At 67.6% G+C, this 18,609-nt stretch carries 10 protein-coding genes; 6 read left to right on the forward strand and 4 right to left on the reverse strand.

The features are described 5' to 3' along the window. Window positions 1–52: 52 nt before the first annotated feature. A complete protein-coding gene (locus ABFP37_RS10935) occupies window positions 53–619 on the forward strand; it encodes an SRPBCC family protein (RefSeq protein WP_347033602.1) in 567 nt (188 codons plus the stop codon). Window positions 620–631: 12 nt separating this feature from the next. Here the strand turns inward: ABFP37_RS10935 and ABFP37_RS10940 are convergent, their stop codons facing one another. From ABFP37_RS10940 to ABFP37_RS10950, 3 genes are read right to left on the reverse strand one after another with little or no spacing between them, the layout of a single operon-like run. After that, a complete protein-coding gene (locus ABFP37_RS10940) occupies window positions 632–3,772 on the reverse strand; it encodes an efflux RND transporter permease subunit (RefSeq protein ID WP_078029904.1) in 3,141 nt (1,046 codons plus the stop codon). A gap of 1 nt (window position 3,773) precedes the next feature. Next, window positions 3,774–4,226 (reverse strand): hypothetical protein, encoded by a 453-nt coding sequence (locus ABFP37_RS10945; protein ID WP_078029903.1) that lies wholly within the window; start codon window positions 4,224–4,226, stop codon window positions 3,774–3,776. Then, on the reverse strand, window positions 4,223–7,396 hold the full coding sequence (locus ABFP37_RS10950; RefSeq protein WP_347033603.1) for an efflux RND transporter permease subunit: 3,174 nt from the start codon (window positions 7,394–7,396) through the stop codon (window positions 4,223–4,225). Before ABFP37_RS10950 ends, ABFP37_RS10945 begins: the two co-directional genes overlap by 4 nt. 477 nt (window positions 7,397–7,873) lie before the next feature. Between ABFP37_RS10950 and ABFP37_RS10955 the strand changes: the two genes are divergently transcribed. From ABFP37_RS10955 to ABFP37_RS10970, 4 genes are all read left to right on the forward strand, one after another. Next, window positions 7,874–8,542: a DUF4232 domain-containing protein gene (locus ABFP37_RS10955; RefSeq protein WP_078029901.1), complete on the forward strand. Its 669-nt coding sequence runs from the start codon at window positions 7,874–7,876 to the stop codon at window positions 8,540–8,542. A gap of 158 nt (window positions 8,543–8,700) precedes the next feature. After that, on the forward strand, window positions 8,701–10,197 hold the full coding sequence (locus ABFP37_RS10960) for an FAD-dependent oxidoreductase (RefSeq protein ID WP_078029900.1): 1,497 nt from the start codon (window positions 8,701–8,703) through the stop codon (window positions 10,195–10,197). 75 nt (window positions 10,198–10,272) lie between these two features. Further along, window positions 10,273–15,402, forward strand: a complete 5,130-nt coding sequence (locus ABFP37_RS10965) for a DEAD/DEAH box helicase (protein ID WP_078029899.1) — start codon at window positions 10,273–10,275, stop codon at window positions 15,400–15,402. Beyond that, window positions 15,395–16,267, forward strand: coding sequence for a DNA-formamidopyrimidine glycosylase family protein (locus ABFP37_RS10970; RefSeq protein WP_347033604.1), 873 nt, complete (start codon window positions 15,395–15,397; stop codon window positions 16,265–16,267). The genes ABFP37_RS10965 and ABFP37_RS10970 overlap by 8 nt, the downstream gene beginning before the upstream one ends. Window positions 16,268–16,327: 60 nt before the next feature. Here ABFP37_RS10970 and ABFP37_RS10975 read toward each other — a convergent pair whose 3' ends face one another. Beyond that, the gene (locus tag ABFP37_RS10975; RefSeq protein WP_347033605.1) at window positions 16,328–16,984 is read right to left on the reverse strand and encodes a hypothetical protein; all 657 of its coding nucleotides are present in this window, start codon (window positions 16,982–16,984) and stop codon (window positions 16,328–16,330) included. A 60-nt stretch (window positions 16,985–17,044) separates the two neighbouring features. Here ABFP37_RS10975 and ABFP37_RS10980 point away from each other — a divergent pair, with 60 nt between their 5' ends. After that, the gene (locus tag ABFP37_RS10980) at window positions 17,045–18,526 is read left to right on the forward strand and encodes a PLP-dependent aminotransferase family protein (RefSeq protein WP_078029896.1); all 1,482 of its coding nucleotides are present in this window, start codon (window positions 17,045–17,047) and stop codon (window positions 18,524–18,526) included. Window positions 18,527–18,609: the final 83 nt, after the last annotated feature.

Here is an 18,609-nt window from a genome sequence, read left to right on the forward strand (position 1 = left end):
CGGCGGCAAGCGCTTGAATGGACTCCAGATCTCCCACCGTCAGGAGCCCGCGATGAATGCCAGAAGCACCGACTACGCCTTCCTGACCACCTGGCGCGTGGCCGGAACCACGGACGACGTCGCTGAACTGCTGAGCGACCCCGTCGGCCTGGCCCGCTGGTGGCCGTCGGTCTACCTGTCCGCGGAACTCCTGCACGCGGGCCAGGAGAACGGCGTGGGCCGGATGGCCAGGCTCCACACCAAAGGCTGGCTGCCCTACACCCTCCGCTGGACGCTGACCGTCACGGAACCAATAACCAATAAAGGGTTCGCGATCCGGGCCACCGGCGACCTGGACGGCACCGGGCGGTGGACCTTCGAGCAGGACGGCCCGGAGGCCGTCATCACCTATGACTGGCGGGTGACCGCCGCCAAGCCGCTACTGCGGCGCCTCAGCTGGCTGCTGAAGCCCGGGTTCTCCGCCAACCACCGGTGGGCGATGGCCCGGGGGCAGGACAGCCTGGCGCTCGAGCTGCGCCGCAGACGGGCGGGAACCGACCCGCAGACGGTGCCCGCACCGCCGCCGCCCACGTTCCCGCGATTGGCGGGACGTGGGCGGCGGACCGGCCAGGCCGGTTGAGCGGAGTGACAGCTACGCGTTAGCCAGTACGGGCTCCTTCGGCGGCGCCTGGTGACGGCGCTCCTTCGGCTTGCCGAACCGCAGGTACAGCGACGGAACCACGAAGAGGTTGAGCAGCGTGGACGTCACCAGCCCGCCGAGGATCACGAGCGCCATGGGATGCTCGATCTCGTGGCCCGGAATGTTGCCCAGGACCACCAGCGGAACGAGGGCCAGCCCGGTGGCGAGCGTGGTCATCAGGATCGGTGAAAGCCGCTCCCCCGCCCCGCGCAGCACCAGCTCCGGGCCAAAGTGCATGCCCTCATACTTCTCCAGGTGCTGGCAGTGGTTGATGAGCAGGATGCCGTTCCTTGCCGCGATGCCCATGACGGTCAGGAAGCCCACAATGGAGCCCAGTGACAGCACTCCGCCTCCTAGGAAGGCCGCGAACACGCCTCCCACGAGGGCGATCGGCAGCGTGAGGATCACCAGTGTGGCCAACCGCCAGCTGCCGAAGGCCACCTGCAGGAGTAGGTAAATCACGGCCAGCGCCCCGATGGCGAGGGTCAGCAGCGTGTTGGTTGCCGCTTGGCGTTCTTGGAACTCGCCCAGGATTTTCGTATGGAAGCCCGGAGGCAACTCCACTTTCTTGAGTCCTTCCTCCATGGCCGCAACAACGTGGCCCAGCTGGCCTTCCTTCACATTGGACTCGATATCGATCCGCCTCGAGTGTGCATCGCGCTGGATGACGTTCGGGGTCGGTTTGAGCTGGATACTAGCCACATCGGACAGCAGGATTTTCTGACCGCTGGGGGTATCAATGGGAAGGTTCCTGATGCTGGTGATGTCGGAGCGGACCTCTGGCGGACTCCAGACCTGCACGTCATATGCCTTGCCGCCCCTGTACACGTCACCGACTTCTTCACCGGCGACCAGCGTCGCCGCGGCCCGCCGGATGTCGCCGGGCTTCAGACCGTAGCTCTGGGCCCGTTCCAGATTGACCTCGATATTGATCTGTGGAATGTCCTTTTGCAGGGCCGTATGGGGGGAAACGGTTCCTTCGGTCTGCTCAAAGATCGCCTGGATTTCCGCGGCCTTTGAACGCAGGAGCCCCAGGTCGTCCCCGTAAAGCCGGACGACGACGGCGTCGCTGGCGCCCGTCAGAACCTCACGGATCCTCTCCTTCAGGTAGGTTTGAACGTCGCGCACGATCCCGGGATACCCGTCCACGACTTCATGGATTGAGGCCAGCGTCTTGCTATAGTCCGCTGCCGGGTCGACGCTGATCCAGTTCTCACCGAAATACACACCCACGACCTCGTCGGCGTTGAATGCCTGCCCGATATGGGATCCGCAGTTCCGGACGCCCGGGATGGTCAGCAGTTCCGTGCAGGCCTTCTGGCTGACGCGGTACTCCTCCGTGACCGACGTGCCCGGCTGGGTCAGCCAGTGCATCAGGAAATCGCGCTCCTTGAAGTCCGGCAGAAGCGACTGCCCCAGCAGCGGTGCTGTGATGGCACCGATGGCCGCCATGGCGCCGAAGGTGGCGTAACCCGCCGCCGGACGCCTGATGATCCGGCTCAGGACCCAGCGGTAACCGCGCTTGAGCACGCGGACCAAGGGTGGTTCCTGCTCCTTTAACGGGACCTTGCGCATGAAGATCAGTGCAAGGGCAGGGGTCACTGTCAAGGCCACAGCCATCGATGCCAGCACCGCCAGCGTGTAGGAGATGGCCAGAGGCCTGAAGAAAGCGCCCGTGAGTCCCTGGAGGAAGAAGATCGGCACCGCGGCTGCGATGATGATCAGCGTGGCATAGACGATCGGTCCGCGGACTTCCAAGGAGGCCTCCAGGACCACCGAGGCGGTGGAGCGGGTTCCACCGGAAGCCCGGTGCTGTCTCAACCTTCGGATGATGTTCTCGATGTCGATGATGGCATCATCCACCACCACCCCCACGGCGATCACCAGCCCGGCCAGGACCATGGTGTTCACAGAAGCACCGGTCAGATAGAGAACGGACGCAGCCGTCACCAGCGAGAGCGGGATCGCGATCAGGCTGATGAGCGCCGTCCGCCACTGGAAGAGGAACGCTCCCAGCACCATGACCACGAGGATGCAGCCGAGCAGGAGCGCACGGCTGAGGTTATTGAGGGACTCCTCGATGAAGGTCGCCGGACGGAAAATCTCCGTGTCGACGTTAATGCCGCTCAGCCCCGGCTCCATCTGCCGCAGCGCTTCCTCCACGCCCTTCGTGACTTCCAGGGTGTTGCCCCATGGAAGCTTCTCAACGATGAGCATCAGCCCCTCGCCCTGGTTGATCACGGCATCGCCAATGAGCGCCTGATGGTCTTCCACTACATTGGCCACGTCACCGAGGCGCAGCGGCTTCCCGTTCTTCTCCTCGATGGTGATCTCCGCGAGGTCCTTGGGAGTGGTGATGGGCAGCACATGCTGGACGCCGATGCGCTGGTTGGGCGTCCCGATGTAGCCGCCGGTACCAATGACGGCCCCCGGAGAATACTGGAGCAGGCCGGCATCCAGCGCATCCGCTGTGACTTCCATGACCTGATTCAGCGAGACATCGTTGGCCTTCATCTTCGCCGGGATGGCCTGGACCTGAAGCATCTGCAGCCGTTCGCCCCAGATGGCGATGTTGGCCACGCCGGGCACCCGCAGAAGGTGGGCGCGGATTTTCCAGTAGGTGATCATGGACATTTCCATCAGCGAACGCTCATCCGACGTCAGGCCGATTTTCATGACCCGGCTGGTGGATGACAGCGGCTGCAGCATCACCGGCGGCGCCGCCCACGTAGGCAGCGACGGAGTGACGTTGGCGATGCGCTCCGAGACGAGCTGGCGGGCCTTGAGCAGGTCAGCCCCCGGGGCAAAGAGGAGCACGATCGAGGACAGCTGCTCGACGGACTTGGAACGAATTTCGTCGAGTCCTTCGACGCCGTTGAGGGCGTCTTCGAGCGGAACGGTCACCAGCTCTTCCACTTCGGACGCAGTCAGGCCAATGCAGATGGTCTGGATTTCGACCTTCGGTGGTGCGAACTCCGGGAAGACATCCACCGATGCCGTGCTGAGCTGGACGCCGCCGAACGCCATTATTGCCACTGCTATGGCCACCACCAAGGCGCGGAATTTCAGGCTGAACCCGACAATCCGGCGCATGTCAATGCCCCTTCGTACCGAATTCGGCGCCAAACAGTTCCGCTGCGCCCACCGTGACAACATCGGTTCCTGCCGGCGGGCCGGACCGGAGCTGGACCTTGTTGGCGGTGATCCGGTCCACCGTTACAGCGGCCCGGATGTAGACCCGCGGCTCCGGATTCGTGTAGACCCAGGTCTTACCGTTTGCATCGTAAACCAGTGCGCCGTACGGGATTTCCAAGGCGCTGCCGGTGCCCTTGGTGACCTTCGCCGTGGTCACCTCCAGCCTTTCCACAGCCTTGTCTGTCAGCGTCAGCCTGTTCAGATCCGGGCCCGCCTTTTCCATGGTGGCCGCGGCCTGCCCGGCGGGAGCGGCCGCAGTTTTTACCGCCGCACACCCGGAGAGGCCCATTGACGCTGCGAAGACCAGCACGAGAATAGAACGCCAGCCCCCAAAACCACTATTGCTTTTCATGACAATTCCGACCTCTCTGGCAGAACGCGTCCGTTGTTAATCACCAATGAGCTCCCCCAGTCCGTGTTAGCGGCCGGACCAAAACGGAGGAACAGGACGGGCAGGACATATAGGGTGAGCAGGGCCGACGTGATCAGGCCGCCCCACACGATCAGCGCCAGCGGCAGCAGCATGCCAGAGCCGACTGCCCCGCCAAGCAGGACAAGTGGCACCAATGCCAGCCCTGTAATGACTGCGGACAGAATGGTCGGCACGAGCCGTTCGGACGCTGCGTGTTCCATGTGAGCTGCCGAAGATGCGGCGGGATCCTTGCTCTGCAGGGACTGGTAGGTCCCCATCAGCAGGACGACGTCGCGGATCGCAATGGCCAGGACCGCGGCGAGCGCCACCAACACGTACACAGAGCCGATTCCGCCCGCCATCTCGGCGGCCACCACACCGCCGGCCAGGGCGACCGGCAACAGCACGAAGGACAGCCCCGCGAGCCGCCAGCTGCCAAGAACCGTGAGGAGAAGGACCAGGACACCCGCAGCGGCTGCTGCTGCAAGCCACCAGATGAGTGCGCCGGCAGCCTGTTGCTCACCGTACTGCGGCGGAATCTCGGCGTGGTATTCCAGCGGGAACTGAAGCGACCGAATCGCTGTCTGGACCTCTGCCTTGACGGCACCAAGATCCCGTCCTTGAATGCTGGCCACAACGTCGAGGCGCCTCGAGGTGTCGTCATGTTGGATCACCGTCTGGTTCGGACGGAGCGTCACCTTGGCAACATCGCCGAGCCGGACATGGCCGCCGTCGGGCTTGTCCACCACCATGTCGGTAACGCTGTTGATGCTGTTGCGCGTGGCCGGCGTTCCCTTGACGATGACCTGGAAGACTTTCTGCTGCTCGAACAGGTAGCCGACTTCAATGCCTTGGAGGACGGTGGCTGCGGCACGCCGGACGTCGCCCGGCTTGATGCCTGCCTTTTGAGCCGCTGCCAGATCCACTTCGATCTCGGCAACAGGCTGGTCAACCGTGACATCCACCCGCGGATCGACGACGCCGTTCGTGCGGGACAGGATCTCGCGGACTTCCTCGGCCTTCTCGCGGAGGATCGCCAGGTCAACACCGTAGACACGTACCGTGAACTGCTGCTCATCGGATACCGTGGCGGCGGCCAGCTGCTGTTCCGGGTAGGTCGTGACGGTGGGCGTGAGGCCCGGGTAGCCCTCCACGATTTCCCTGACCTCGGAGCGGACCCTGGTGTAGTTCGCATTGTCATCCATGGTCACCCAGATCTCACTGGAATTGACGTCGGATGATGTGTCTGACGTGATGGCACGACCCACGTGACCGCCGACCGCCGAGACGCCGCGAATTGACCGCAGCTCGTCAGTGGCCCTGGTCATCACCCTGTTCATGACGTCGGTGCCTGTACCGGCGGCGGCATCCCATTGAACGAGGATCGTCCGGTCAGGAACCGAAGCGACCACCGGCAGGTCCCTGGTCAGCCCGGGAACAACCGCAATGGCCGCAATGGCCATGACCGCCGCCGCTAGCGCAAATACGGTGGCCACAGTTCCGGTGAAGGACTTGGTGGACCGACGGTAGCCGAGCTTGAACTTCCGGACGAAGGCTGGCGTGCGCCGCTGCCGACGGTGTCCGCGCAACAGAAGGCTGGCCAGTGCCGGCGTGACTGTCAGCGCCACGAGCATCGCAACAGCCGTAGCCAGCAGGTAGGAGAGCACCAGAGGTTTGAGGAATGCCCCTTGGGCGCCGGGAACAAACAGGGACGGTGCAACGGCCAGCAGGGCGGCAAGGCCGGCGAAGAGAACAGGAACCCGGGAGCGCTGCAGTGCGTGCAGGAGCAGGCCCTCCCTTGCTGCCGGGTCGTCCGTCCTTTCCTGCCGGAAGCTGTAGAGATCCGTGATGACGTCGCCGATGACAACCACCAGGGCGAGTACAAGCCCGGCGAAGGCCATCGTATTAAGCACGGCACCCTGGAACTGCAGCACGAGTGCGGCAGCCATGGCGGCCACCGAAACGGCAACGAAAGCCAGGAGTGCGTAGCGCCAGGACCGGAAGATCAGTCCGACGGCGGCGGTCACTACCAACAGGCTCACCAGCAGCGCCACACCGAGCTTGCCGACGGCCGACTCCACGAAGGATGCCGGACGGAACACGGTGGAGTCCACTGTGATACCGGCGAGGCCTGGGCGGAGTCCGTCCAGGACATCTTCGACGCTCTTGGTGACTTCGCCGACGCTGGTGTCGGGGAACTTCTCGATGACGAGGAGGAGGCCCGGGGACTTGCCCGTGACCGCTTCACCGATCAGCGGCTGATGATCCTCGCTCAGGGTGGTGACATCGGAGAGTTTCAGCGCCTTGTTCTGGGCTCCCTCGATGCTGACCTTGCCAAGGTCCTCGGGAGTCCTAATGGGAAGGACGTGCTGGATACCGATCCGCTGATTCGCAGACTCCAGGAATCCGCCGGTGCCCGGTGTGGATGCCTCAAGGAAGCTCAGCGGCGAGACCCACACGGCGTTGCCGGCAGTCTCAATCACCTGGTTGAGCGTGACGTTGCTCGCCCGGAGCTTCTCCGGGTCGACCTGCACCTGAAGCTGCTGTTCGCGCTGGCCGAAAATGGACACATTGGCCACGCCGGGAACACCCATCAGGGCCGGCTTGATGTTCCACCGTGCGAGAACCGACATGTCGATCTGCGACACGTCCTCGGACGTGAGCTGGACCATCATGACGCGGCTCGTTGATGACAGCGGCTGCATCAGCACCGGCGGCGCCGAGACGTTGGGCAGCGCGAAGGCCTGCGTCAGCCTCTCCGCCACCAGCTGCCGTGCGCGGAAAATATCAGTGCCCGGTTCAAAGACCATCTCAATGGACGACAGGCCCGGAACTGACTTTGAGCGGATCTCGTCAAGCCAGGCAACACCGTTGAGTAGGTCAGCCTCCATGGGCGACGTAATGAGCTGTTCGACCTCCACGGCCGACAACCCAAGTGCTTCGGTTTGAATCTCCACGTGTGGCGGGGAGAATTCGGGAAGATTATCCACTGGCATGGTCGGCAGGGTCGTTATTCCGAACCCTAAGATGCCGACTGCAGCGGCCAAAATGATCAAACGAAATTTAAGACTCCAGCGGACGAGCCAACCGGTCATATCCTCAGCCCCCATCGTTATTGGCTCCGGCGGCGTTGCCGGTGCCAATGACTGATGCGCCTATTCAGGAACCCTCCGCAGCGGCGTTGCTGCGGACGGATGCCGAGTTGCCTCCCTCAACCCTGCGTTGCCCCATATATCGAAGGGGCAATGCCGGCGGCGGCTGTATGACTGGCCGTCGCCTGACTATGAGCTATTAGCACCTGTTTGAATTAGATTCATCCAAGTGATGGACAAGCGAGACCAAGTTCATTCTGGCACAGCCAAATCGCCTTATCAACGCAAATTTGGCCCGTAATTCCGCCATTTCTGCGGCAATGCAAGGTTTATCGTTGCATCACGGCCGGAAAATTAGCGGCGCCGCCGAATGACTGCCGACCACCGGGCTCCGGGCTCCGGGCTCCGGGCACCGATGTCACAATCCGGGCACCAAATTCGTCCGGCTGCCGCGCCTTCGTTGACTCCGGCAGGAACGGCGGCAAAGGTAAAGTCATGAGGCTTCAGCGAATCACCAACGGACTGATATGCACGACGGCGGCTGCCGCACTGGCCCTCTTGCTGACCGCCTGCGGCCCCAGCCAGCCGGCCGGGCAGCAGAGCTCGGAACCGGGTACGGGCTCCCCCAGTGCGGACGGCAGCCAGGCTGCCCCCGAAACGTCCCCGCCGTCGTCGTCCTCTTCTTCGGCGGCACCAGCCAATCCGTCAGCCTCACCGCCCTCCGGGCAGGCCACTTCCGGCAGCGTCCAAACGTGTAAAGCGGCCACGCTGAAGGCCACGACGGACGCCACCGGCGGAGGCGCGGCCGGCAGCGTCTACATGGAACTGATCCTGACGAACAGTGGCCCGTCCTCCTGCCACTTGAAGGGCTTCGCCGGCGTCTCGCTGACCAACAGCCCCAACGGCCAGCCGATCGGTGCTCCGGCGCGGCGCGACACGTCGGTTCCAGTCGGCGACGTGCTGCTGGCACCGGGCCAGTCCGGAACGGCCGTGCTCCGCTACACGCAGGCGGGTAACTACCCTGACTGCGTCAAGGCGGCCGCGGCCGGCTTCCGGGTCTACCCGCCCGAAGACACGGCGTCGCTGTTCGTGCCCCGGCCGTCGGATGCCTGCAGCAACGCCTCCATTGAGCTCCTGAGCATCGGGGCGTTCCAGGCGCGCTAGGTTATGCGCGCCGCCGTTCGCACGTTCCGGCCCCGAGCCTGTTCCGGTCACCCATCCGTCAGTACACTTGCGGTTACTCAGGGTCCTTGCTGACCGCACCGGGCCTATCGCGGGATTGCCCCGCGGACTGAGCACGGGCCGAAGGCGGGTAGATATTCGTGACATCACTCTGGTTGGACCGCACCGATACTTTCACCGGCGACGAGTTCAGCCAGGGGGAAGCCTATGACACCGTGGTGGTCGGCGCCGGCCTGACCGGGCTGGTGACGGCACTCCTGCTGGCCCGTTCAGGCCAGAACGTCCTGGTCCTGGAGGCGCGAAGTCCCGGGGCCGTGGCCACTGGCAACACGACCGCCAAGGTGACCCTGCTGCAGGGAACCGTTCTGTCCGGCCTGCGGCATCAGTATTCCGCGAAGATCGTGGACGCCTATGTGGCAGCCAACCGCGAAGGGCAGGCCTGGCTGCTGCGGTACCTTGAAACCCGCAGGGTGCCGTTCCAGGAACGCGACGCATACACCTACGCCACCACGCCAAAGGGGACTGAGGCGCTTCGCGAGGAGCTCGCCGTCGCCCTCGCCGCCGGCGTCGAGGTGGACTATGTCCGCGACGCCGGGCTGCCTTTCCCGGTGCGCGGGTCCCTGCGCCTCCGCGGGCAGGCGCAGATCAATCCGATGGACGTTGTCCTCGCCCTGGCCGAGGACGTGCGCTCGCACGGCGGCACGATCGTCTCCGGCGTCCGCGTCCAGAACGTCGGCGGCACGGACCCGGCAGTGGTTGAGACGGACCACGGAAGGGTGCATGCCAACGAAGTGGTGCTGGCCACGGGCACGCCCATCCTGAACCGCGGCCTGTACTTCGCCAAACTCAAGCCCAACCGCTCGTACGCCGCGTCCCTGCAATTGCCCGAAGGCGCCGAGCCGCCGGACGGCATGTACCTGTCCGTGGAACAGCCTGTCCGGTCACTGCGGGATTACCCGGCGGACGGGCGGCGCCTGCTGCTGGTGGGCGGCAACGGACACCCCGTGGGCAGGCCGCGGTCCGAACAGGCGCACCTGGACGAACTGCTGGCCTGGGCTGCCTCACATTTTCCGGACGCAGCGGTGACCCACACCTGGTCCGCGCAGGACTACCAGGCCACCAACCTCATGCCGTTCTTTGGAAGATTCCCGCGCGGGCGGGGCCGCATCTACTTCGCCACGGGGTACAACAAGTGGGGCATGACCAACGCGGTGGCCGCGTCCCTTGGCATCACCGCGGACATCCTCGGAGGCCACCTGCCCTGGGCCAACGCCATTCACCGCCGCGTCACGTCCCCTCCCGGCGCGGCATCCGCCGTGGCGCTCAACGCGGACGTTGCCGCGACTGTTGCGAAGGACTGGGCGCGGGCCGGCCTCAGGAAACTGCCCGCGGAATCCGGCACCCCGCCTGCGGAAGGGACGGGCGCCCTGGCCCTGCGGGGCCGCAAACCCATCGCAGCGTCAACCGTGGACGGAACCACGTGCACCCTGTCCGCCGTCTGCACCCACCTCGGCGGGGTGCTCCACTGGAACGACAACGAGAAATCCTGGGACTGCCCGTTGCACGGCTCCCGGTTCAGCCACGACGGGAAGGTCCTCGAGGGGCCGGCCACGCACGACCTACCGCCGGCGGAGTGAGCCGGAGGGGCCGGCCCAGGCCTCTCGGCAGAGGGCGCCGGCAATACTGTCAGTGCTTTGGGGCATGATGGAGGCATGCAGTCGCAGGAGCCCGCCGGCACGCCCGGCGGCACATCTACGGTGGACGCGATGGGCCAGTTCAGCCGGCCCACCCGGGAGTGGTTCCTGGGCGCGTTCGCCGAGCCCACGCCCGCCCAGCAGGGCGCATGGGCAGCCATTTCCTCCGGTTCGCACGCCCTTGTCGTGGCGCCCACGGGCTCCGGTAAAACCCTGGCTGCGTTCCTCTGGGCGCTGGACCGGCTGCTGGTTTCCGGAGCGGCCCTGCCCGCGGAGCTGCCGGGGCTGGAAGACGCTCCCGCCCCAGGTCCCGGCGGTGCCCGGGCGGCCAAACAGCCCCGGGCAAGGAAACCAAAGCGGAAAACCCGCGTACTGTACATTTCGCCGCTCAAGGCGCTCGGCGTCGACGTCGAACGCAACCTCCGATCGCCCCTCATCGGCATCACGCAGACCGCCAAGAGGCTGGACCTGCCGGCCCCGCTGATCACCGTCGGCGTCAGATCGGGCGATACCCCTGCCTCGGACCGCCGCGCCCTGCTGAGCAACCCGCCGGACATCCTCATCACCACCCCGGAGTCGCTGTTCCTCATGCTGACATCCAAGGCGCGGGAAACGCTGAGCGAGGTGGACACCGTCATCGTCGATGAGGTCCACGCCGTCGCCGGCACCAAACGGGGGGCCCACCTCGCGGTCTCCCTGGAGCGCCTTGACGCGTTGCTGCCCAAGCCTGCCCAGCGGATCGGCCTGTCCGCCACGGTGGAGCCGAGGGAGCTCGTGGCGCAGTTCCTGGCCGGTTCGGCTCCGGTCCAGATCGTGGCCCCGCCGTCGCGCAAGAACTGGGACCTCACCGTGTCTGTCCCTGTGGAGGACATGTCCGATCTGCAGGGCGCCGCCGGAGCCTTCGACTCCGGTCCCGCCTCGGGGCTGCAGCCGCAGGCCTCGATCTGGCCGCATGTGGAGGAAAAGATCGTGGACCTGGTGCTGGCCAACCAGTCCACCATCGTCTTCGCCAACTCGCGCCGGCTGGCGGAACGCCTGACCGCGCGGCTCAACGAGATCCACGCCGAGCGCCAGCTCATTGCGGTCGGCGGCGGCTGGGAGGATCCGTCGTCGCCCGCGGCGGGGACACCGCCCACATCCACGGCCACGCCCGCGCACATGATGGCGCAGGCCGGCAGCACGGCGGGCGCTGATCCGTTGTTGGCCAGGGCGCACCACGGCTCGGTGTCCAAGGACCAGCGGGCCATGATCGAGGACGACCTCAAATCGGGGCGGCTGCGCTGCGTGGTGGCGACGTCCTCCCTGGAACTCGGCATCGACATGGGCGCGGTGGACCTTGTGGTGCAGGTGGAATCGCCGCCGTCCGTGGCCAGCGGACTGCAGCGGGTGGGCCGCGCCGGCCACCAGGTGGGCGAAATCTCGCAGGGGTATCTCTTCCCCAAGCATCGCGCCGACCTCGTCCACACCGCCATCACGGTGGAACGCATGCTGGACGGCAAGATCGAGCGCCTCAGCGTCCCGGCCAATCCCCTCGACATCCTGGCCCAGCAGACCGTTGCCGCCACCGCCCTGGGCAGCATCGACGTCGAGGAGTGGTTTTCCACGGTGCGGCGGTCGGCGCCCTTCGCCACGCTCCCCCGCTCCGCTTTTGAAGCCACCCTGGACCTGCTCGCCGGACGCTACCCCTCGGACGAATTCGCCGAACTCCGTCCGCGCATCGTCTGGGACCGCAATGCCGGCACCATCGAAGGCCGGCCGGGGGCGCAGCGCCTGGCCGTCACCTCCGGGGGAACCATCCCGGACCGCGGCCTGTTCGGCGTCTACATCATCGGCACCGAGACGGAGGGGTCGGCCTCCCCTGCCGGAGCACCGGGGGACGGCAAGGCCACCGGTGCCGCGTCGACGGCAAAGGGCGGCCGGCGCGTGGGCGAACTCGATGAGGAGATGGTCTACGAATCCCGCGTAGGCGACATCTTCGCGCTCGGGGCCACGAGCTGGAAAATCGAGGACATCACGCACGACCGCGTGCTCGTCTCGCCGGCCTTCGGCCAGCCCGGAAAGCTCCCGTTCTGGAAGGGCGACTCGCTGGGACGGCCGGTTGACCTGGGCCGCGCCCTGGGCGCCTTTGTGCGCGAACTGTCGGCGTCCGACGTCGGCCCTGCCACCGAACGCTGCAAGGCCAGCGGTCTTGACGACTTCGCCGCCAACAACCTGCTGCAGTATCTCAACGAACAGAAGCTGGCCACGGACGTGGTCCCCAGCGACACCACCCTCGTCGTGGAACGCTTCCACGACGAACTCGGCGACTGGCGGGTCATCCTGCACAGCCCGTTCGGCATGCCCGTCCACGCGCCCTGGGCACTTGCCGTGGGTCAGCGCCTGCACCAGCGCTACGGTCTGGACGGCTCCGCCATGGCGGCCGACGACGGCATCGTGCTGCGCGTCCCCATGATGGAGGACGAACCGCCCGGCGCCGAACTGTTCCTGTTCGACCCCGAGGAGCTGGAGCAGATCGTGACGGCGGAAGTGGGCGGCAGCGCCCTGTTCGCCTCCCGCTTCCGCGAGTGCGCGGCGCGTGCCCTGCTGCTGCCCCGGCAGACCCCCGGAAAGCGGCAGCCGCTGTGGCAGCAGCGCCAGCGGTCCGCCCAGCTGCTGGATGTCGCGCGGAAGTACCCGTCCTTCCCCATCGTGCTGGAAACCGTGCGGGAGTGCCTGCAGGATGTCTACGACCTGCCGGCCCTGAAGGAAATTGCGGCATCCGTGGAACGGCGCGAACTGCGGATCGTGCAGACAACCACGCAGCAGCCGTCGCCCTTCGCGAAGTCGCTGCTCTTTGGCTACGTGGCGCAGTTCCTCTACGAGGGCGACTCCCCGCTGGCCGAGCGCCGTGCCGCCGCCCTCGCCCTGGATTCCACCCTGCTGAACGAGCTCCTTGGCCGGGTGGAGCTTCGGGAACTCCTGGACGCAAGGGTCATCGAAGCCACCGAGCGCGAACTGCAGCGCCTCGCTCCGGACCGGAAAGTCCGCGGCGTCGAGGGGGTTGCCGATCTGCTGCGGCTCCTCGGTCCGCTGGCGCCGACGGAGGTGGCCGAGAGACTCGCCACTGCACCGCCGGTTGAGCCTGCCGAAACCGAAGCCGTCGAAACCACCACATCGCTGGTTGAGCCCGCCGAAACCACCGCGCCGCCGGTTGAGCCTGCCGAAACCGAGGCCGTCGAAGCCGTCGAAACCGAGCCTGCCGAGACGCTCGTGGCGATCGCCGTCGCGCACCTCGTTATGCTGCAACGGGCCAACCGCGCCATCAAGGTGACCATCGGCGGCGTCGATCGGTTCGCTGCAGTGGAAGATGCCGCGCGGCTGCGGGATGCCATCGGCGTCCCCCTTCCCATGGGCGTTCCCCTTGCCTTCATCGAGCCGGTAGCGGATCCTCTGGGGGACCTCGTCTCCCGCTACGCGCGCACCCACGGCCCCTTCACGGCCACGGAAGCCGCGGCCAGGCTGGGACTTGGTGTCGCCGTCGTCGGCACGGCGCTGAAACGCCTCGCCGCGGACGGACGGTTGGTGGAGGGCGAATTCCGGCCCCACACCGAGCCGGCGGCGGGCCATGCTACCTCCGCGGACACCGGCCACGGCGCAGCCACTTCTCCTGTGCCCGAGGCCCCAACATCTGCCGTCCCTGCGTCCGCCACCACTGCCGCCGCCGGCAGCGAGTGGTGCGACGCCGAGGTCCTGCGCAAGCTGCGGCGCCGCTCCCTGGCCGCGCTTCGTGCCGAAGTGGAACCGGTGGACACCGCCGCCTACGGGCGGTTCCTTCCCGCCTGGCAGAACGTCCGCACACCCGGGACCGGGCGCGGGCAGCCTGCGCTGCGCGGCCTGGACGGGGTGGTCACGGCCATCGACCAGCTGTCCGGGGTGCCGGTTCCGGCGTCCGCGTGGGAACCCCTGGTTCTGGCCAGCCGGGTGTCGAACTACCAGCCGGCCATGCTGGACGAGCTCATGGCAGCCGGCGAGGTGCTGTGGTCCGGGGCCGGCTCCCTGCCCGGCAACGACGGCTGGATCAGCCTGCACGTGGCGGACTCGGCCGAGCTGACCCTGAATCCGGCGATTGATTTTGAGCCCGGAGATGCCCAGCAAAGATTGCTGGACTATCTCCAGGCCAACGGCGGGGGCTATTTCTTCCGTCAGCTGACGGAGGTCGCCGGCGGAATGGACGCGGTGCTTGGCGACCAGGAAATCGTGTCGGCGCTGTGGGACCTTGCCTGGGCGGGCCGGGTGACAGGAGACACGTTCGCTCCCGTCCGGGCCCTGATCGCCGGCGGCCACACCGCCCACCGGCAGGTTGCCCGCGCACCGCGCGCCCGTGCCCCGCGGCTGAGCCGGCTGGGGCGCTCGCACGGGACAGGGCTGCTCGGCTCCCCGGGGCTCACTGGCGGGCGGTACGGATCGGTGACCGGTTCGCCGCCCACACCGCCGTTGGCGGCCGGGCGCTGGTCGGCGCTCCCGGCGCCCGAGCTGGACCCCACCATCCACGCCCGCGCCACAGCCGAACTGCTCCTCGACCGGTACGGCGTGGTCACCCGCGGCTCGGTCATGGCCGAGAACATCCTGGGCGGATTCGGACTCATGTACAAGGTGCTGGCCCGGCTGGAGGAGGCCGGACGCTGCCGGCGCGGCTACTTCGTCGAGCACCTCGGGGCGGCCCAGTTCGCCGTGCCTGCCACGGTGGACCGCCTGCGCTCCTATTCGGAGGACACGCAGCTGGCCAAACCCGAACCGGTGGCCCTGGCCCTCGCCGCCACGGATCCCGCCAACCCGTACGGCGCCGCCCTGCCGTGGCCCGCGCTCAGCGTCGAGGCCGGCAGCGGCCACCGCCCGGGGCGCAAGGCGGGGGCGCTGGTGGTGATGGTCGACGGCGCGCTGGTGCTTTACGTGGAACGCGGGGGCAAGACCCTGCTCGTCTTCACCGAGGAGGAGCCCGTTCTCGCCGCCGCCGGCGCTGCCCTCGTGGACGTGGTGAAGCGGGGCGCCGTGGACAAACTCGTCATGGAAAAGGTCAACGGACACGGCATCCTCGACACCCCGGTGGCCGCGGCCCTGACCGCGGCCGGGGCCTACTCCACGCCGAAAGGACTGAGAATCCGTGCCTGAGGGTGACTCCGTCTGGCGCGCGGCGAACCAGCTGCACGCCGCCCTTGCCGGGCAAACGCTCCTGGCGTCCGACTTTCGCGTGCCCAGCTTCGCCACCCTTAACCTCCGGGACTGGACCGTCCAGGAGGTCGTGCCGCGGGGAAAGCATCTCCTCATGCGCCTGGTGGGCCCGGCCGACGACCGGCTGACCATCCATTCGCACCTCAAGATGGAAGGCAGCTGGCAGGTCTACCCGCCGGGCGGCCGGTGGCGCAAGCCCAGCTTCACAGCACGGTGCGTCCTCCGCACGGCGGCGGCAGACGCCGTCGGGTTCTCACTTGGCGTGCTGGAGGTCATCAAGACCGCGGACGAGGACAAGGCCGTGGGACATCTCGGGCCGGACCTGCTGGGGCCGGACTGGGATCCCGCCGAGGCCGAGCTCCGCGTGGCATCGGCGCCGGACGTGCCCGTCGGGGTGGCCCTGCTGGACCAGCGCAACCTTGCGGGCATCGGCAACATCTACCGCTGCGAGGTGTGCTTCCTGGCCGGAGTCCACCCGGCATCACCTGTCGCGGCCGTGACGGATCTGCAGGCCGTGTTTGCCGACGCCAAGCAGCTTCTTGAGGCCAACCTCGGACCGGGCCGGCGGACCACCGTACTTAACGCGCGGGGCACTCCCGTGGGCCGGGCGGCCGGGCGTCCCGGCTACTGGGTCTACCGGCGCGAGCACCAGCCTTGCCTGCGCTGCCGGACCACCATCCGCCGCGGTGTGCTGGGCAAGACGGCGCCCGCAAGGTCGGCCGGTTCGCCGGAGCTGGTCACCGAGGAGCGCGACATCTATTTCTGCCCCAACTGCCAGCCGCTCATCGGTGCCGGCCCGGCCTGACGCGAGGCGCAGGTCCCGTCGCCACGCCCGATGCGCCCCGAAGACGCAGGGCGGCCGCCGCTACGGAGCAGCCACCGGCTCCCCGGTTTCTTCCGCGGCCTCGTTCCCGGCCCCGTCCGCACGGACCTGAGCGGGGACGGCCGCCGGGACCATGAAGCGCGGCAACAGGAGCTGGACCAAGGGACCGATGGCCAGTGCGTAGACCACGGTGCCCACGCCCACGGATCCTCCCAGCAGCCAGCCCGCGGCGAGGACCACCACCTCGATCAGCGTCCGGGACACGCGGACGGACCAGCCGGTGCGGCGGGCCAGGCCGGTCATGAGTCCGTCGCGGGCGCCCGGTCCGAAGCGGGCACCGATGTAGCAGGCGGAGGCAACCGCGTTAAGCAGCACGGCGCCTCCCAGCAGGGCGATCTGGCCGCCGAGGTGGGAAAAGGACGGGATCAGGGCCAGCCCGACGTCGGCGAAGACGCCCACCAGGACGGCGTTGCACAGCGTCCCGAACCCGGGCCGCTGGCGCAGCGGAATCCACAGCAGGAGCACGAGGAAGCTGATGATGATCACCACCGCGCCGATGCTCAGCCCGGTTCGTCCCGCCACGCCCTGGTGGAACACGTCCCATGGGTCCAGGCCGAGTCCGGCGCGGATAAACATGGCCAGGGAAATGCCATACATGGCGAGACCGGTGAAGAGCTGTACGAGTCTGCGGATCATCATTGAACCATCCTGCGCCACAACTGGCCTTGTTTTCCATGGCCAGTTTGAGATACTGGCCTGATGTCCGGTTCCCTCACCCCCACCGCCCTCGCACGGCTCCTAGGCCAGTGGCACCTCGGCGCCGGGCCCGCCTACCGTGAGCTGGCCGACGTCGTCCGGCTTCTTGTCCTGGACGGGCGCATCCCGCTGGGCACCGCGCTCCCCAGCGAGCGGACCCTGTCCGCCACGCTCGCCGTCAGCCGCACCACCGTCACGGCGGCCTACGCCTCCCTGCGGGACCAGGGTTTCCTGAGCAGCGGCCAGGGAACCCGGGGCCGCACGTGCCTGCCCCGCTCAGCGGCGCAGTCCCCGGGGAAACAGGCGGACGGGGCAGGGCTGTCCGGCGCGCCTGGACTCGCGGTTCCTGACGGCGTCATCGACCTCGCCTACGCTTCCCTCCCCGCCAGCGGCGAAGCCGTCCACCGGGCCTTTGCCGCCGCCCTGACGGAACTACCCGCCCTGTTGCCCGGATTCGGCTACGACGCCCTCGGAGTTCCCGCCCTCCGCGAAGCCATTGCCGGGAGGTACACGGCCATCGGGGTCCCCACGTCTGCCGCGCAGATCCTGGTGACGTCGGGCGCCCAGCACGCGCTGAACATCGTGCTGCGCACCCTCGTCGCCCGGCAGGACCGCGTGCTGGTGGAGCACCCCACGTACCCGAACGCGCTCGATGCCATCCGGGCGGCCGGCGGAAGGATGGTTCCGGTGGCCCTGCCGCCTGCGCCCGAGGCCGGCTGGGACATCGCCGCCACGGAGGCGGCCCTGATGCAGCAGCGGCCCAAGATGGCCTACATGGTGCCCGACTTCCACAACCCCACGGGCCGCCTGATGCCCGATTCCCAGCGCCGCCGGCTGGTCCGGGCCGCCGCAGCGGCCGGCACCGTCCTGGTGGCGGACGAAACCCTCCGCGAACTGAACCTCGACGGCGGCACCGCGGCGCCGCTGGCCTCCTTCAGTCCGGCGGTGGTGTCCATCGGATCGCTCAGCAAGTCCCACTGGGCCGGCATGCGCACGGGCTGGATCCGCGCTTCGGAAGGCATGATCCAGCGCTTCGCCGCCGTCCGCACCACCATGGATCTCGGCGGGCCCGTGGTGGAGCAGCTCGCGGCCGCGCACCTGGTGCGCAACCTGACGGAGCCGCTGCCCGGGCGGCTGGCCGCGCTCCGGGAGAGTCGCTCGGCACTGCTGGAACTGCTGCACGGCCATTTGCCGCAGTGGCAGCCGGAACGCCCCGACGGCGGCCTTGCCGTCTGGTGCCGGCTCCCCGCTCCCAGCAGCACGGCACTGGCCGTCATCGCTCCGGAGCTTGGCATCCGCCTCGCCGCAGGCCCGCGCTTCGGAGTGGGCGGCGTCTTTGAAAACCATCTCCGCATCCCCTTCACGCTGCCGCCGGACCAGCTCGAGACGGCCGTCCTGGCGCTGCGCTCGGCCCAGGACAGGCTGGACGCGGCCCCGCAGCTGCGCCGGACACTCCGGGACTCCCCCGCCGTGGCCATCGCCTGACGCCCGGGGAGGCACAAATTGCCTGGCGACGCGGAAAATGCCCGGGGACACCGGAATTCCATGGTCCCCAGGCATTTTGCGCG

The organism is Burkholderia sp. RS01 (assembly GCF_039748055.1).
In the GTDB taxonomy this organism is placed as follows: domain Bacteria; phylum Actinomycetota; class Actinomycetes; order Actinomycetales; family Micrococcaceae; genus Arthrobacter.